Annotated in this window: 14 protein-coding genes; 5 read left to right on the top strand and 9 right to left on the bottom strand. The window is 69.7% G+C overall.

Features of this window, described 5'->3' with window-relative positions; translation table 11 throughout:
* Positions 1-36: 36 nt before the first annotated feature.
* Genes AC2YHJ_RS23645 through AC2YHJ_RS23655 form a run of 3 tightly spaced genes read right to left on the bottom strand, consistent with a single transcriptional unit; the run spans position 37 to position 2746 of the window.
* The gene (locus AC2YHJ_RS23645) at positions 37-774 is read right to left on the bottom strand and encodes a TrmH family RNA methyltransferase (RefSeq protein ID WP_487398642.1); all 738 of its coding nucleotides are present in this window, start codon (positions 772-774) and stop codon (positions 37-39) included.
* On the bottom strand, positions 771-1772 hold the full coding sequence (locus AC2YHJ_RS23650) for an Ldh family oxidoreductase (RefSeq protein WP_487398643.1): 1002 nt from the start codon (positions 1770-1772) through the stop codon (positions 771-773). The genes AC2YHJ_RS23645 and AC2YHJ_RS23650 overlap by 4 nt, the downstream gene beginning before the upstream one ends.
* Positions 1772-2746, bottom strand: coding sequence for a Bug family tripartite tricarboxylate transporter substrate binding protein (locus AC2YHJ_RS23655; RefSeq protein ID WP_487398644.1), 975 nt, complete (start codon positions 2744-2746; stop codon positions 1772-1774). The genes AC2YHJ_RS23650 and AC2YHJ_RS23655 overlap by 1 nt, the downstream gene beginning before the upstream one ends.
* A 101-nt stretch (positions 2747-2847) precedes the next feature.
* On the opposite strand from AC2YHJ_RS23655, the gene AC2YHJ_RS23660 reads away from it, so the two are divergent.
* Positions 2848-4026 carry a M20 aminoacylase family protein gene (locus tag AC2YHJ_RS23660; protein ID WP_487398645.1) on the top strand — a complete coding sequence of 393 codons (1179 nt, stop codon included), beginning with the start codon at positions 2848-2850 and terminating at the stop codon, positions 4024-4026.
* Between the two features lie 30 nt (positions 4027-4056).
* On the opposite strand, the gene AC2YHJ_RS23665 is transcribed toward AC2YHJ_RS23660, so the two are convergent.
* The 4 genes from AC2YHJ_RS23665 to AC2YHJ_RS23680 all read right to left on the bottom strand — a co-directional run bounded on the left by AC2YHJ_RS23665 (position 4057) and on the right by AC2YHJ_RS23680 (position 8481).
* Positions 4057-5583, bottom strand: a complete 1527-nt coding sequence (locus tag AC2YHJ_RS23665; RefSeq protein ID WP_487398646.1) for a calcium-binding protein — start codon at positions 5581-5583, stop codon at positions 4057-4059.
* Between the two features lie 134 nt (positions 5584-5717).
* The gene (locus tag AC2YHJ_RS23670) at positions 5718-6893 is read right to left on the bottom strand and encodes a UxaA family hydrolase (protein WP_487398655.1); all 1176 of its coding nucleotides are present in this window, start codon (positions 6891-6893) and stop codon (positions 5718-5720) included.
* A gap of 5 nt (positions 6894-6898) precedes the next feature.
* A complete protein-coding gene (locus AC2YHJ_RS23675; protein ID WP_487398647.1) occupies positions 6899-7183 on the bottom strand; it encodes a UxaA family hydrolase in 285 nt (94 codons plus the stop codon).
* Positions 7184-7248: 65 nt separating this feature from the next.
* A complete protein-coding gene (locus AC2YHJ_RS23680) occupies positions 7249-8481 on the bottom strand; it encodes a phenylacetate--CoA ligase family protein (protein WP_487398648.1) in 1233 nt (410 codons plus the stop codon).
* Between the two features lie 78 nt (positions 8482-8559).
* On the opposite strand from AC2YHJ_RS23680, the gene AC2YHJ_RS23685 reads away from it, so the two are divergent.
* From AC2YHJ_RS23685 to AC2YHJ_RS23700, 4 genes are all read left to right on the top strand, one after another.
* Positions 8560-9414, top strand: coding sequence for a branched-chain amino acid aminotransferase (locus tag AC2YHJ_RS23685; protein ID WP_487398649.1), 855 nt, complete (start codon positions 8560-8562; stop codon positions 9412-9414).
* Positions 9415-9616: 202 nt separating this feature from the next.
* Positions 9617-10996, top strand: coding sequence for an LLM class flavin-dependent oxidoreductase (locus AC2YHJ_RS23690; RefSeq protein ID WP_487398650.1), 1380 nt, complete (start codon positions 9617-9619; stop codon positions 10994-10996).
* A complete protein-coding gene (locus tag AC2YHJ_RS23695; RefSeq protein ID WP_487398651.1) occupies positions 10993-12564 on the top strand; it encodes an ABC transporter substrate-binding protein in 1572 nt (523 codons plus the stop codon). Before AC2YHJ_RS23690 ends, AC2YHJ_RS23695 begins: the two co-directional genes overlap by 4 nt.
* A 20-nt stretch (positions 12565-12584) precedes the next feature.
* Complete coding sequence (locus AC2YHJ_RS23700; protein WP_487398652.1) at positions 12585-13952, top strand: LLM class flavin-dependent oxidoreductase; 1368 nt, start codon at positions 12585-12587, stop codon at positions 13950-13952.
* A gap of 43 nt (positions 13953-13995) precedes the next feature.
* On the opposite strand, the gene AC2YHJ_RS23705 is transcribed toward AC2YHJ_RS23700, so the two are convergent.
* Both AC2YHJ_RS23705 and AC2YHJ_RS23710 read right to left on the bottom strand, forming a co-directional pair.
* Complete coding sequence (locus AC2YHJ_RS23705; protein ID WP_487398653.1) at positions 13996-14223, bottom strand: hypothetical protein; 228 nt, start codon at positions 14221-14223, stop codon at positions 13996-13998.
* Between the two features lie 97 nt (positions 14224-14320).
* Positions 14321-15224, bottom strand: a 904-nt coding sequence (locus AC2YHJ_RS23710; protein ID WP_487398654.1) for a FliI/YscN family ATPase, incomplete at its 5' end; no start/stop codon positions are given.

The following is a 15224-nucleotide window of genomic DNA, read 5'->3' on the forward strand; positions in this document are numbered from 1 at the left end:
CTCAGGCGGCTTTCTGGCCGACGGAGCCTCCTTTGCTCAGCCGGCCGAAAGGGTGTGGATCAGCACTGCGGCCGCGACCGAGACGTTGAGGCTCTCGACCGGCCCCGCCGCGGGCAGCGTCACGCGCATCGCGCAGGCGGCGACTGTCGCCGGCGACAGGCCGTCCTCCTCATTGCCCAGCACCAGGGCGATGCCGCCGTCGCGCGGGATGGCCGCCGGCGGCACCCCGCCGCGCGCCACCGCCGCGACCGTCAGGATGCGGGGCGCGAGGCCGCGCAGCGCCAGGGGCAGGTCCGCCGCGCGGAACACCTCCAGCGCCTCCAGCCCGCCCTCGGAGGTGCGGAAGGCTGCATCCGACAGCCCGGCCTGGCGCGGATCCCCCGACAGCAGCAGCGAGCGGCAGCCGAAGAAGGCCGCCGAGCGCGCGATGGCCCCGAGATTGTGCGGATTGCCGACGCCATCCAGCACCGGCGTCACCCGCGCTGCGGCGATCACGGACGGCAGGTTGCGCGGATCGAAGGCAGGCACCGGCCGCGGCAGCGCCAGCGCCACCAGCCCGCCATGGTGCTGCGTGCCGGCGACCCGGGCGAGGTCGGCCGCCACCACCTCCCGATAAGGACGGCGCTGGCGGGCCATGACGGCGCAGAGGGGTCCGGCCTCCCGCCGGCGGTCCTGCGTGTGGAACAGCCGCATCACATCCTGCGGCCGCCGCGCGAACAGCGCGGCCACCGCGGCCGGGCCGCAATGCCGGTCGAGGTCGGGCCTGGCGGTCACGAAACGGCGAGGGCCTGCAGGCGCTGGTGCAGCGCGTCGGGGATCTCGACGCCATCGGCGGCGGCGCGGGCGGCCAGCGCATCACGCCGGCTGCCGGGCAGGCGCACGCCCTCCTCGGCGGCCATGGCGGCGACGAAGGCCTCGATGCGGGACGCGAAGGCGTTGCTGCCGGCCAACGCGCCAGGATCGACCACCAGCAGCGCCTGACCGAGGCGCGGGCGGTTGCCCTCATCCTCGAAGAAACTGTCGGCCTCGAAGCCGAAGGCCGCGCCGGTCAGCGCGCAACAGAGCAGTTCCACCACCATCGCCAGCAGCGCGCCCTTGGCCCCGCCCATCGCCAGCATCGCGCCGGACAACGCGGCTTTCGCGTCCGTCGTCGGGCGGCCCTGGGCATCCACCGCCCAGCCTTCGGGGATCGGCCGGCCTTCCTTCGCCGCGACCATGATCTTGCCGCGCGCGACTTCCGACAGCGCCATGTCGATCACCAGCGGCGGCGCGCCCCGGCGAGGGAAGGCGGCGGCGATCGGGTTGGTGCCCATCAGCGGCCGCGCGCCGCCCGGCACCGGCATCGCTGCCGGTGAATTGGTGAAGGCGAGCGCGACGAGCCCCTGCCGCGCCAGCCGCGCGACCGGCAGGCCCATCGCGCCGGAATGATGGGAATTCGTCACGCCGGCGAAGGCCACGCCATGCGCGCGCGCGCGCCAGGCCGCCTCCGCTTCCGCGAGCGCCAGCGCCGGATAGGCGAGGCCATGCCCCGCATCGACCAGCACCGCGCCGCCGCGTTCATTGACGATCCGCGGCACCGTCGCGCCGTCGGCGCGGCCGTTCTTCAGGAAGGCTGCGTATTGCGCCACGCGGGACAGGCCATGCCCGGCCTGGCCGGCCGCTTCCGCCGCCGCCAGGGCACGGGCGGTCGCCGCCGCCATGTCCGGCCGTGCGCCGGCCGCGGCCAATGCGGCGCGCGCCAGCGCCTCCGCCTCATCAAGGGTGATCCGCATCAATCCGCGCGCAGCCCTGCATCCTGGATCAACCGCGCCCAGCGCGCGGTCTCCTCCGCCACGAAAGCATTCGACCGTGTACGGTCCCAGGCCTCGACCGTGAAGCCACCTTCGCGTGCCCGGCGGGAGACATCGGCATCGCGGATGGCGGCGAGCGTGTCCGCCTCGAGCCGTGCGAGGATCGGCGCGGGCACACCGGCAGGCGCCATCATCGCGGTCCAGTTCGTCATCTCGAGGCCCGGCTGGCCGGCTTCCCGGACCGTGGGCACCTGGGGGATCAGCGGGTGCCGTTCGGCCGAGGTGACGGCCAGCGGCCGCAGCCGCCCACCCTGGATCTGCGCGATGCATTCCGGAAGATTCGAAACCATGAAGTCGAGATTGCCCGCGGCGAGGTCGGTCACCGACGGCGCGCCGCCGCGATAGGGGACATGCTGCACATTCTCCCCCGCCCGCGCCGCGATGCGCACCAGCTCGAGCCCCAGATGCGGCGGCGAGCCATTGCCCGAGGAACCCGCATTCATCCGCTGCGTGCGCGCCAGGGCAAGGAATTCCGCCAGCGTGCGCGCCGGGCTGCGTTCCGCGTTCACCACCACGACCAGCGGCAGCGAGCCAAGCACCAAGACCGTCGTCAGGTCCTGGCGGAAATTGTACGGCGCGTTGGGGAACAGCGAAGCGTTCACCGCATGCGTCATGGTGATGGCGAGCAGGGTGTGACCGTCCGGTACGCTTTTCGCGACCGCGTCGGCGCCGATCAGCGCGTTGCCCCCGGCGCGGTTCTCGATGACGACGGGCTTGCCCCAGGTTTCCGACAACTTCTGGCCGACCAGGCGCGCCATGATGTCGGTGAGGCCGCCGGGCGGGAACGGCACGATGTAGCGGACGGTGCGGTCGGGAAAGGCGGATTGCGCACGCGCCGCGACGGGCAGCAACGCTGCGGCGGGGATGCCGGCAAGCACGGAACGGCGATTGATCACGGGGCCTGGTCCTCCTGCTTTCGTGTCGTTGGACCAACGGTAGCCCAGGAGCGCGCGGCGCCCTATAGGGTCCGCTATCCCACGACGGTAAGGAGCGACGGGTGAGCGCAGTGGACCGGATCCGCGACTGGCAGGAAGAACTCACCGCCTGGCGGCGCGACTTCCATGCCCATCCCGAAATCGGCTTCGAGGAAGTGCGCACCAGCGCGCTGGTGGCCGAACGGCTGGCATCCTGGGGCATCGAGGTGCATCGCGGCGTCGGCAAGACCGGCGTGGTCGGCGTTCTGCGCAACGGCAACGGCCAGGGGCGGATCGGCCTGCGTGCGGACATGGACGCGCTGCCGATGCCCGAGGCCAACACCTTCGCCCACCGCTCCACCATCGAGGGCAAGATGCACGGCTGCGGCCATGACGGGCACACCACCATGCTGCTCGCCGCCGCGCGCTACCTCGCGGAGACGAAGAAGTTCGACGGCACTGTCCATTTCATCTTCCAGCCTGCCGAAGAAGGCCTTGGCGGTGCGCAGGCGATGCTCGCCGACGGGCTGTTCGAGCGCTTCCCCTGCGACGCGGTGTTCGGCATGCACAACCGCCCGGGGCTTCCGGTCGGGCAATACGCGATCCGCCCCGGACCGGTGATGGCCGGCGCGGTGTTCTTCGACATCGTGGTGCAGGGCCGCGGCGGGCACGGCGCGCGGCCGGAGCAGACGGTCGATCCGGTGATCATCGGCGCGCAGATCGTCTCGGCGCTGCAGACGGTGGTCTCGCGCAACCTCGGCGCGCTGGATTCCGCGGTCGTCAGCGTGACCGGCTTCACCGCGGGCGAAGCCTACAACGTCATCCCGGACCGCGTCGCGATGAAGGGCACCGTCCGCGCCTTCAAGGTCGAGACGCTGCGCCTGGTCGAGGAACGGATGCGCGCCGTCGCCCAGAGCATCGCCGCCGGCTTCGGCGCCACCGCCGAGGTGACCTGGCGCGAGATCGCCGCGCCGACGATCAACACGCCGGAGCAGGCCACCGCCATGGGCGATGCCGCCGCCGCGCTGGTCGGCGAGAAGCATGTCGAGCGCAACCGCTCCCCGGTCATGGGCAGCGAGGACTTCGCCTACATGCTGCTCGAGGTGCCGGGCGCCTATATCCATGTCGGCAACGGCACCGGCGAGGCCGGGGGCTGCGACGTGCACAACCCGCATTACGACTTCAACGACGCCGCCATCCCGTATGGCGGCGGGATGCTGGCGACGCTGGTCGAGCAGAAGCTGCCGCGCGTCGAAGGGTGAGCCCGGCAGGCGCGGCGGGCTGGCACGAGGTCAGAGGATGAAGTCGGCCGCGATCGGCGCGGTGGCGGTCGTCATGACCAGTGCGAATTCCGCCGTCGCGAGGTTCGCATCCGTGTTGCCCGTCACCAGGTAGCTGCCGCCGGACAGGACCGCGCGCACTTGCCCGGCGGCGGTGAAGGCAGCGCCGCCGACGAAGGCGAAGGCCTGATCGCCGGCCAGCGCCGCATCGGCATCGATCAGCGAGAGGTCCACGCGGTCGGCCTCGGCCCGCACGACGTCGAAGATGCGGTCGCGCTGGCCGGCGAGGTTCGGGCTGGACGTGGTGGTCGCCAGCCGGAAGACATCGGCCCCGATGCCGCCGCGCAGCACATCCGCCCCGAGCCCGCCATCCAGCGTGTCCTTGCCGATATCCCCGACCAGCAGGTCGTTGCCGCCGCCGCCGGTCAGCAGGTCATTGCCGCCACGGCCGTACAGGATGTTGGCGGCAGCATCGCCGGTCAGGATGTCGGAGCCGGCGCCGCCCGCGAGGTTCTCGAAGCCCGTGATGACGTCGCCCGTGGCATCGCCGCCCGAGGCCTCGCCCGTGCCGAGGTTGACGTTCACGGCGACCGACAGCGCGTAGTCCAGCAGGTCGCGCCCCAGGCCGCCATCGAGGAAATCCGCGCCCGCGCCACCGCGCAGCACATCGTTGCCATCCCCGCCGTCGAGATCGTCGATGCCGGCAAGGCCGAGCAGCATGTCGCGCCCCGCACCGCCCGTGATCGTGTCCAGGCCGTCACCACCCAGCAGGGAATCGTCGCCGCCACCGCCCGAGACGAAATCGTCGCCGAGCCCGCCCAGCATCGTGACGGCACCCGTGCCGCCGATGAGCGTGTCGGCACCATCGCCGCCATCCACCAGTCCGGCGATGCGGCCGAGGCTGCTGTCGAGCATGTCCCCCGCCGAACCGAGCAGCACCTTGCCGGCCAGCAGCCCGTCATTCACGACGGTCAGCACGGAGGTCGCGCCGATCGCGCTGATCGCCTCCTCGCCGGAGATCGTCCCGGCATTCGTCACCTGCGCGGTCGGGCCAAGGTCGCCGCCAAGCCTGATGCCCGCGGATACGCCCAGGATCTGCCCGGTGTTGAGGATCGGGCCGAGCGCCACGTCGAAGATGCTGACGCCGGTATTGCCGGTGATCGTGCCCTCGTTGCGGATGGACGCGAAGGCGACGCCGCCAGCCGGTTCAACGATGGCGATGCCGGCTCCGCCACCGTGGATCTCGCCCGTGTTGACGACCGAGAGCGAGAGCGCCTCATCCGTCCGGATGCCATCGATCTGACCGATGATGGTCCCTGAATTGCGCACGACGGCGCCGGCATTGGTGCCGTTGGCCAGGTAGATGGCGTGGCTCAGGCTGAAGATGAGGCCGAGATTGTCGATGGTGTTGCCGCCGCTGGCGACGGTGACTGCATCGCCATTCGCCCGCAGCACACCGGATTCGAGCACGAGGAGAAACTCGCTGCCGGCGAGGTTGGCGGGGCCGATCTCGTCGGTCGTGACGATCTTGCTGGTCATGGCGGCGGGCAGTCCGTTGTGGCTTCGACCCGAAGCTTAACAGCCGGCCCACGCGAAGGAACAGTTTCGTGATCAGACGATGCGCCCTGGCGGGCGATCGGGCCGGGAAGGTGCATCCCTCCCGGCCCGGCGTGTCACGCGCTCTCGTAGAGCCGCGTCAGGCTGTATTCGCGGTGGCCGAGGATCTCGGCCGCCGTGTGCTGCCCATCCGCGGTGCGGATGATGCAGTCGAGCAGCGCCTCGCCCGCCTCGTCCATGTTCATCTGCTTCTGCAGCAGCCCGGTCACGTCCACATCGACATGCTCGGACATGGTCCGCATGGTGCGCGGGTTCGCCGTCAGCTTGATGACCGGCAGGATCGGGTTGCCGATGACGTTGCCCTGCCCTGTGGGGAAGGTGTGCACCGCGAAGCCCGAGGCCGCGCAGAGCGTCACCATCTCCGCCGCCGCGGAGGACGAATCCATGAACCACAGACCGGAGTGGGTCGGTTCCTCGGCCTTGTCGAGCACGCCATCGACCGTGCACTTCTTGCCGATCTTCTGGATGTTGCCGAGTGCCTTCTCCTCGATGGTGGTCAGGCCACCTTCGATGTTGCCCTTGGTGGGCTGGCTGTCGGACAGGTCGGAGGTCTTGTTGGCCTCGACGATCGCCTGGTAGCGGTCGAACATCCGCATGAACTCGGCGCGGATCTCGGGCGTCTTGCAGCGCGCGGCGACCAGGTGCTCGCCGCCCGTCAGCTCCGTCGTCTCGCCGAAGACCAGCGTGTTGCCGTTCTCCCACAGCTTGTCGAAGGAGTTGCCGACGGTGGGGCAGGAGGCGAGGCCGGAGGTGGTGTCGGATTCACCGCATTTGGTGGACACCCACAGATCGACCATCGGCGCGCGCGTCTTCTTCAGCGCGGTCGCATACTTCACCATGCGATAGGCAGCGCGCGAGGCAGCGGCGATAGTGTTGATGTCGCCGTTCTGTTCGATGGCGAAATACTCCACCGGCTTGCCGGTCTTGGCGATGCCCTCGGCGACCTTGGATGCCCAGCCGAGTTCGATGCCGATCACGACCACGGCGGCCACGTTCGGGTTGGCGCCGGTGCCGATGATGGTGCGGAAATGCAGGTCGAGGTCCGCGCCGAACTGCAGCCGTCCATAGGCGTGCGGGATCGCCAGCGTGCCCTGGATGTTGCGAGCCACGCCCTCGGCCGCGGCGTTGGAGATGTCGTCGACCGGCAGGATCAGCACATGGTTGCGCACGCCCATGCGGCCATTGTCGCGGCGCCAGCCTTCGAATGTCGCGGATTTGAGGTTGATGCCCATGGCGCTCACCACCGCTTCGTCTTGACGTTGTGCACGTGCAGATGCTCGCCCGCGCCGATGTTGGCGACGGCCCGGCCGATATCGACGCCGTACTTGATGATGGTGTCGCCCTTGGCGATCGCCTTCACGGCGACCTTATGGCCGATCGGAATGTCGGACTTGGCCGGGAACTCGATCATCCGGTCCTGGTCCATGATCCAGCCATTCAGCGTCTGGCCGGACTTGATCCCCTCGACGACCACGACGCCGACGGAATCGCCTTCGTCATGGACGCAGAAATGCACGGTCATGGCGTGCCCTCCCCTATTACTCCATCGCGACGCTAGGCGGCGTGGTGGGGGCGGTCAAATGAGGCTCACCCGACCGGCCGCTCATCCGCAATCACCTTCCCATCATTCGGCAGGCTGCCCGGCGTGACGACCTCGACCGCCCCGCGCAGCCGCGTCACGGCCTGCAACGACGCCGCGAGCGCATCGGCCAGCCCTTCCGCCGCCGGTGCTTCCGCGCGCAGTGTCATCGCGTCCTGCTCACCATCGCGCGTCACCACCAGCCGCACCCGCCCGACACCCGGATGCCGCTTGGCGATCTCGGCGACCTGTTCGGGCCGCACGAACATGCCCTTCACCTTCGCGGTCTGGTCCGCACGGCCGCGCCAGCCGACGATGCGCATGTTCGTCCGCCCGCAGGGCGACGCGCCCGGCAGCACGGCCGACAGGTCGCCAAGCGCCAGACGCAGGATCGGATGCGCCGGGTTCGGCACGGTGACGACGACCTCGCCGATCTCGCCATCCGGCACCGGGTCGCCGGTGCCGGGGCGGACGATCTCGACGATGACCTGCTCGGCCACCACCAGTCCTTCGCGCGCCGGCGTCTCATACGCCACGCAGCCGAGATCGGCCGTGCCGTACATCTGGAAGGCATCGATGCCGCGTGCCTTTACCTCCGCCTGTAGGGAGGGCGGGAAGGCCGCGCCGGAGACCAGCGCGCGGCGGATGGACCGCGCATCCCGCCCGGCCTTCTCCGCGGCATCGAGCAGGATCTTCAGGAAATCCGGCGTGCCGGCGTAGCCGGAGGGTCGGAACGCCTCGATCAGGTCGAGTTGCGCATCGGTATTGCCCGGCCCGGCCGGGATCACCGCGCAGCCGATCGCCTGCAGGCCCAGATCCATCATCCAGCCGCCGGGCGTGAGATGGTAGGCGAAGGTGTTCAGCGCCACATCCCCGATGCGGAAGCCCGCGGCGAAGAAGGCGGAGGCCATGTGCCAGGGGTCGGAGGTCCGCGCCTCTCCCTCGAAGATCGGCCCGGGGGACAGGAATAGCCGCCCGAAGGACCCGGGTGCTGCGGCGACGAGCCCGCCGAAGGGTGGATCCGCCTTCTGCGCCGCCGGCAGGTCGGATTTCCGCAGCACGGGAATGCGCGCCAGCGCCTCGCGGTCCGTCACCGATGCCGGGTCGATCCCCGCCAGCCGCGCCGCCTGCGCCGGGGCGCGCGCCGCGGCCGCGATGACCGAGGGCAGGACCGAAGCCAGCCCAGCCGCGCGCGCATCGGCGCTGCGCGTCTCGCGCGGGTCAAAGTGTTCTCCGATCATGTTTCCTCCTGGCAGGGTCTTCTCCGGGTCCCGCCTTCGTGGCACATCCATCGCCCTCTGCGCGGGAGGACATACAGCATGGCCGGCGTCTTCTGGTATGATGGCACATGGACCACCGAGGAACCGAAGATCCTCGGCCCGATGGACCATGCCTTCTGGCTCGGTTCGGTGATCTTCGACGGGGCGCGGGCCATCAAGGGCTGGGCGCCGGACCTCGACCGCCACTGCGCGCGGGCCGTGGCCTCCGCGAAGGCGATGCTGATGAAGCCCACCAAGACCGCGAAGGAGATCGAGGCGCTGTGCCGCGAGGGCATCCGCCGCATGGGCCCGGACGCGGAGCTCTATGTCCGGCCGATGTTCTTCATCCGCAACGGCCTTGGCGCGGCGCGGCCGGACCCGGACAGCACCGACTTCATCCTGTCGATCTATGACAGCCCCATTCCGAAATGGGCCGGCTTCTCCGCCATCATGGCCCCGTTCCGGCGCCCGACGCCCGAAATGGCGCCGACCGACGCGAAGGCGGCGTGCCTCTACCCGAATGGCGCGCGCGCCTCGGCCTTCGCTGCCGCGCAGGGCGCCGACAACGCCGTGATGTGCGACGCGTTCGGCCATGTCGCGGAATTCGCCTCGGCCAATCTGTGGTTCGCCAAGGATGGCCGCGTCGTGACGCCCGCGGTGAACCACACCTTCCTCAACGGCATCACCCGCCAGCGCGTCATCGCGCTGTTCAAGGATGCGGGCGTGAGCGTCGAGGAACGCACGGTAAAGCCGGGCGAGCTCGACACGGCTGACGAGATCTTCTCGACCGGCAACTACGCCAAGGTGCAGCCCTGCACGCGCTACAACGGGCGCGACATGCAGATCGGGCGTTTCGCGACGCAGGCGCGCGAGATGTACTGGCGCTGGATGGAAGCGCAGCCGAAGCTGGTCTGACGCGCCGGCGCGCGCTGCCCAGCAATACCGCAACGGCTGCCGCCGCCGCGTTCAATCGCGTGCGGCGGCAATGCGTTTCTGCGCCGCGCGCGGATTGCCACGCCGCGAAGCCGGGTGTTTGCTTCCGATCCTGACGTGATCCACGGAGGCTGCCGTGTCGGGCGGCGGCAAGGCGATCACGCGGCACCGGAGGGCTCCTCCCATGGCTGCCCCGCGCAAGATCCGCCTCGGCGTCTCCATGATCGGCATGGGCTACCACCTGGCGGGGTGGCGGCATCCGGATGCCTCGGCCGGCGGAAACATGGAATTGCAGCACGCCGTCCGCGTGACCCAGACCGCCGAGCGCGGGCTGCTCGACATGGCTTTCCTGGCCGATGGCGTGGGCATCCGCTTCAACGACGTGCCGAAGGGCGCGCTGTCGCGCACCTGCAAGAACGTGCAGTTCGAACCGCTGACGCTGCTCTCGGCGCTGGCGATGGTCACGAAGCATGTCGGCCTCGCGGCGACGGCATCGACCACCTACAACGAGCCGTATCATATCGCGCGGAAATTTGCCTCGCTGGACCATATCAGCGGCGGGCGCGCCGCGTGGAACGTGGTGACCAGCGCCACCGACATGGAGGCGCAGAATTTCGGCCTGGTCGGCGCGCCGCCCAAGACCGGCCGCTACGACCGCGCCATCGAATTCGTCGATGTGGTGAAAGGCCTGTGGGAGTCGTGGGAGGACGATGCCTTCGTTCGCGACAAGGCGTCCGGGCTGAACTACGACCCCGACAAGGTCCATGTGCTGAATCATGAAGGCGCACATTTCCGCGTAAAGGGGCCGCTGAACGTCGCGCGCACGCCGCAGGGCCGGCCCATCATCATCCAGGCTGGCGCATCGGATCAGGGGCGTGAGCTCGCCGCGGCGACGGCGGACGTGATCTATGCCGCGGCACAGACGCTCGACGATGCGCGCGCCTACTACGGCGACGTGAAGGGCCGCATGGCGAAATACGGCCGCGATCCCGACCACCTGAAGATCATGCCCGGCATCATGGCAGTGCCCGGCCGCACACGGCAGGAGGCGCAGGACCGCTATCAGGTGCTGCAGGACCTTGTGCAGCCGGTGGTCGGGCTCGGCGCGCTGGCGAATTATCTCGGCGACCTGTCGGACTACGACCTCGACGGGCCGGTGCCCGAACCGGACCCCGCCGACCGGCGCGACCACAGCCGCGGCGCGATCTTCCTCGAGATGGCGCGGCGCGGGAACCTTTCGATCCGCCAGCTCTATCTGTCGATTGCCGGTGGCAACGGGCACCGCATGGTGGTCGGCACGCCGGCCGACATCGTCGATGCGATGGAGGAGTGGTTCCATGGCGGCGGCGCCGACGGCTTCAACCTGCTGCCCACCTGGCTGCCGGGGGGTCTCGAGGAGGTGGTGGAGATGGTGATCCCGGAGATGCAGCGGCGCGGGCTGTATCGCACAGCCTATGAGGGCAGGACGCTACGGGAAAACCTCGGCCTTGCCTGGCCGGAGCATCCGGCGGCGGCGGCACGACGTGCCGGCATGGCGCAGATCCTCGGGAGTGCCGCGCAATGAACCGGTTCATCCTCGCCGCGCTTGCCGTGCTGGCGGCGGCACCGGTGTCCGCGCAGACGCTGCGCATCGGCATGAAGGCCGCGGTGGACGGGTCCGACCCGCACCAATCCTACAGCCCGAACCGCAACGTGCAGATGCATGTCTATGAATCGCTGGTGAACCAGGACCAGTACCTGCAGCCCGTGCCCGGCCTCGCGGAATCCTGGCGCATCGTCGATGACAGCACCTGGGAATTCCGCTTGCGGGACGGCGTGCGCTTCCATGACGGCACGCCGCTGACCGCGGCCGATATCGCCTTCTCGCTCCGCCGCGCGGCGGATGCGCGGGGCCTGCGCACCTACAGCGCGCAGATGCGCGCGGTGGCGGGGGTGGAGGAAGTGGACACGCGCACCGTGCGCATCCGCACCAACGGTCCCTCGCCGCTGCTGCCGGTGAACCTGACGACGATCATGATCGTCTCCGCCGCCGCGGTCGGTGCGAATGCGACCGAGGAGGATTTCAACGGCGGCCGCGCGGCGGTCGGCACCGGCCCCTATCGCTGGGTGCGCTACACGCCGGCGCAGGACGTCACGCTCGAACGGGCCGCCAGTCATTGGGCGCCGCCCGAACCCTGGCAACGCGTGGTCTACCGCTTCATTCCCAACGACAGCGCGCGGGTCTCGGCGCTGCTGGCGGGCGATGTCGAGGTGGTGGATGCGGTGCCGCCCGCGCTCTACAACCGCGTGAGGAGCGACCAGCGGTCGCGGCTGCACACCGCGACCTCGGCCTTCAACCTCTACATGTATATCGACAGCGGGCGCGACCGCTCGCCCTTCGTCACCGGCGTGGACGGCCAGCCGCTGGACCGCAACCCGCTGCAGGATCGCCGCGTGCGCCTTGCCTTGTCGCATGCGATCAACCGCACGGCGCTGTCGGAACGGGCGATGGAAGGCGGCGCGGAACCATCCGGGCAGATCGCGCCGGAAGGCTTCATGGGCCATGTCCCGGGGCTTGGCATTCCCGCCTTCGACCCCGCCCGCGCCCGCGCCCTGCTGGCCGAGGCCGGTTATCCGCAAGGCTTTGGCCTGACCATCCACTGCACCGGGGACCGCTTCGCCGGCGACGCCCGCACCTGCCAGGCGATCGGCCAGATGCTGACGGCGATCGGCATCAGGACGGAGGTCGAGGCAATCCCGTCCTCCATCTTCTTCCGCCGCGCCAATCGCGGCCCGCCCGGCGGGCCGGAATTCTCCGTCTCGCTGTCCATGTTCGCCTCGACCACCGGTTCGGCTTCTGAGGGGATGAACAACATCCTGCGCACCTGGAACCCGGAACAGAGCCACGGCCCGGCCAATCGCGGCCGCTATTCCGACGCGACGCTGGACGGGCTGCTGGCGCAGGTCGAACGCACGCTCGACGACCCGCGGCGGGAGGCACTGACCCAGCAGGCGGTGCGCCGCGTCATGGAGGAAGCGGCAATCGTGCCCGTCTTCTTCGTGCGATCCGGCTGGGGCACGACGCGCAACCTCACGCTCATCCCGCGTGGGGACCAATACACCATGGCGACGGGCATCCGCGTCGCACGCTGAAACGGTTGGGGGGAACCACCATGAAGAAGAAGCAACTCAAGCTCGGCGCCTTCCTGTCCGTGCCCGGCAATCACCTCGCCGGCTGGCGGCACCCGGATGCGGTGGCGGAAACGGACATGGATTTCGGCTGGTACATGCGCCTCGCGCAGCTGGCCGAGAAACACCTCTACGACACCATCTTCTTCCAGGACACGGTGGCGGTCGGCGGGTCGGATGCGCTGAAGGCCGGCGACATGACGCGTACGCGGCTGTCGCGCATCGTGAAGCTGGAACCGACGGCGTGCCTTGCCGCCATGGCTGTCGGCACGTCGCATATCGGCCTGGTGGCCACGGCGACGACCACATTCAACGAGCCCTACAACATCGCCCGCCGCTTCGCGACCATCGACCACATCTCCAACGGCCGCTGCGGCTGGAACCTCGTGACGTCGCAGATCGAGGACGAGGCCGGCAACTTCAACCTCGACACCCATGTCGATCACGCCGCGCGCTACGAACGCGCCATCGAGTTCTACGAGGTCGTCGCCGGGTTGTGGGATTCCTGGGAGGCCGATGCCTTCCTGCGCGACAAGGACAGCGGCGTCTGGTTCGACCACGACAAGATGCATTTCCTCGACCACCACGGGAAGCACTTCCATGTGCGCGGCCCGCTCAACGTCTCCCGCACGCCGCAGGGCAGGCCGGTGGTGGCGCAGGCGGGGTCGTCCGAGCCCGGGCGCGAGCTCGCCGCGCGCACGGCGGACGTGGTGTTCACCGCGCAGACCGAACTGGAAGCCGCACGTGAATTCTTCGCCGATGTGAAGGGCCGCACCGCGAAATACGGGCGCACGCCGGATGACATCAAGATCATGCCCGGCATCACCCCCGTGATCGGCCGCACCATGGCCGAAGCGCAGGAGAAGTACGACGAGCTCCAGGCGCTGCTGCCCGACGACGTGGCTCTCGCCGCGCTCGCACGCTTCACGCGCGGGGTCGACATCTTCTCCTACCCGCTCGACGGCCCGATGCCCGAGCTGCCGGAGGCCAACTCCGCCAAGTCCCGCCAGAAGCTGATCATGGACATGGCAAAGAAGCACAGCATGACGCTGCGCCAGGTCGCGCGCTCCGTCTCCGCCGCTCAGGGGCATCGCGTGCTGGTCGGCACGCCGGAGTACATCGCCGACGAGTTGCAGGAATGGCTGGAGAAGGACGCCGCCGACGGCTTCAACGTGATCTGCAACTACTACCCGAAGCCCTTCGAGGATTTCTCGAACCTGGTGATCCCGGAACTCCAGCGCCGCGGCATCTTCCGCACCGCCTATGAAGGCAAGACGCTGCGGGAGAACCTCGGCCTCAAGGTGCCGGAGAACCGCTACACCGCCGCGCGGCGGGCGCAGGCGGCGGACTGACGAAGCTGGGCAATCGGAGAGGGGCGCTGCCCCTCTTCGAACCTCACTCCAGGACCATCGCGAAGAGCGACCGGACCGGGCTGCGCAGCAGCCAGGCCGCGAGCAGCGCGACGACGGCGGCGCCGAGCAACACCAGGCGTCGGATCACGGCGTCTTCGTAGAGGTCCTCGATATCGCCATCCCAGCTGTTGCGGATGGCGACGACCACGCGCAGCGCCGCGATGGCGGTCAGAACCGCCAGAACCAGGATGAGGATCAGGTCAGCGTCCATTCAGGCTCCGGGACAGGCAGGCCGATCGCCGGGCCATACTCCCGCCTCGCGCCATCGTGATGCAACAATGTCCCGGCCGGGCCATCATTTTCCAGCCCTATGTTCCAAGCGCCGCCGCCAGCGCGCCGAAGGCCTGGTCGGGATCGCTCGGCTCGGCCTTCGCCTGGGCCAGCACCGCCTCGATCGCCGGCGCCAGGCGCACCGCCTCATCCGCCTCCGCATCATGCCCGGAACGATAGGCGCCGAGGCGCACCAGGTCCTTCACCTCCCCGTAGGTGGACAGCAGCCGCCGTGCCTCGGCCACCAGGTGGCGTTCATGCGGGTCGAGCACCGCCGGCGCCGTGCGTGACAGGGACCGCAGCACATCGACCGGCGGATAGCGCCCGCTCTCGGCAATGCGGCGATCCAGTACCACATGGCCGTCGAGGATGCCGCGCACCGCATCCGCCACCGGCTCGTCATGGTCATCGCCCTCGACGAGCACGGTGAACAGCGCGGTGATCGCCCCGCCGCATCCCTCCGGCCCCGGCCCGGCGCGTTCCAGCAGGCGCGGCAACTCGGTGAAGACGGACGGCGGGAAGCCGCGCGTCGCCGGTGGTTCCCGCACCGCCAGCCCGATCTCGCGCAGCGCCAGGGCGAAGCGCGTCACGCTGTCCATCAGCAGCAGCACCTGGCGGCCCTGGTCGCGGAAATGCTCGGCGACCGTCATGGCGGCATAGGCCGCTTCCCGGCGCATCGGTGCCGCAGCGTCCGAGGTCGCGCAGATCACCACCGATTTCGCCAGCCGCTCCGGTCCGAGATCATCCTCGATGAATTCGCGCAACTCGCGTCCGCGTTCCCCGACCAGCGCGAAGACGATGACCTCCGCCTCCACCCCGCCGGCCAGCATCGCCATCAGCGTGGACTTGCCGACGCCCGAGGCGGCGAACAGCCCGAGCCGCTGCCCCTGCCGCACCGGCGCGAACAGGTCCAGCGCCCGGACGCCGAGCGCCATGCGCGGC

This window comes from Roseomonas sp. SRI_022, assembly GCF_057586215.1.

What these genes read in the sequence shown, in the direction of transcription:
- AC2YHJ_RS23650 (WP_487398643.1), bottom strand. Translation starts at nt 1,772, where the DNA reads ATGCGGATCACCCTTGATGAGGCGGAGGCGCTGGCGCGCGCCGCATTG.
- AC2YHJ_RS23665 (WP_487398646.1), bottom strand. Translation starts at nt 5,583, where the DNA reads ATGACCAGCAAGATCGTCACGACCGACGAGATCGGCCCCGCCAACCTC.
- AC2YHJ_RS23670 (WP_487398655.1), bottom strand. Translation starts at nt 6,893, where the DNA reads ATGGGCATCAACCTCAAATCCGCGACATTCGAAGGCTGGCGCCGCGAC.
- AC2YHJ_RS23675 (WP_487398647.1), bottom strand. Translation starts at nt 7,183, where the DNA reads ATGACCGTGCATTTCTGCGTCCATGACGAAGGCGATTCCGTCGGCGTC.
- AC2YHJ_RS23680 (WP_487398648.1), bottom strand. Translation starts at nt 8,481, where the DNA reads ATGATCGGAGAACACTTTGACCCGCGCGAGACGCGCAGCGCCGATGCG.
- AC2YHJ_RS23685 (WP_487398649.1), top strand. Translation starts at nt 8,560, where the DNA reads ATGGCCGGCGTCTTCTGGTATGATGGCACATGGACCACCGAGGAACCG.
- AC2YHJ_RS23690 (WP_487398650.1), top strand. Translation starts at nt 9,617, where the DNA reads ATGGCTGCCCCGCGCAAGATCCGCCTCGGCGTCTCCATGATCGGCATG.
- AC2YHJ_RS23695 (WP_487398651.1), top strand. Translation starts at nt 10,993, where the DNA reads ATGAACCGGTTCATCCTCGCCGCGCTTGCCGTGCTGGCGGCGGCACCG.
- AC2YHJ_RS23700 (WP_487398652.1), top strand. Translation starts at nt 12,585, where the DNA reads ATGAAGAAGAAGCAACTCAAGCTCGGCGCCTTCCTGTCCGTGCCCGGC.
- AC2YHJ_RS23705 (WP_487398653.1), bottom strand. Translation starts at nt 14,223, where the DNA reads ATGGACGCTGACCTGATCCTCATCCTGGTTCTGGCGGTTCTGACCGCC.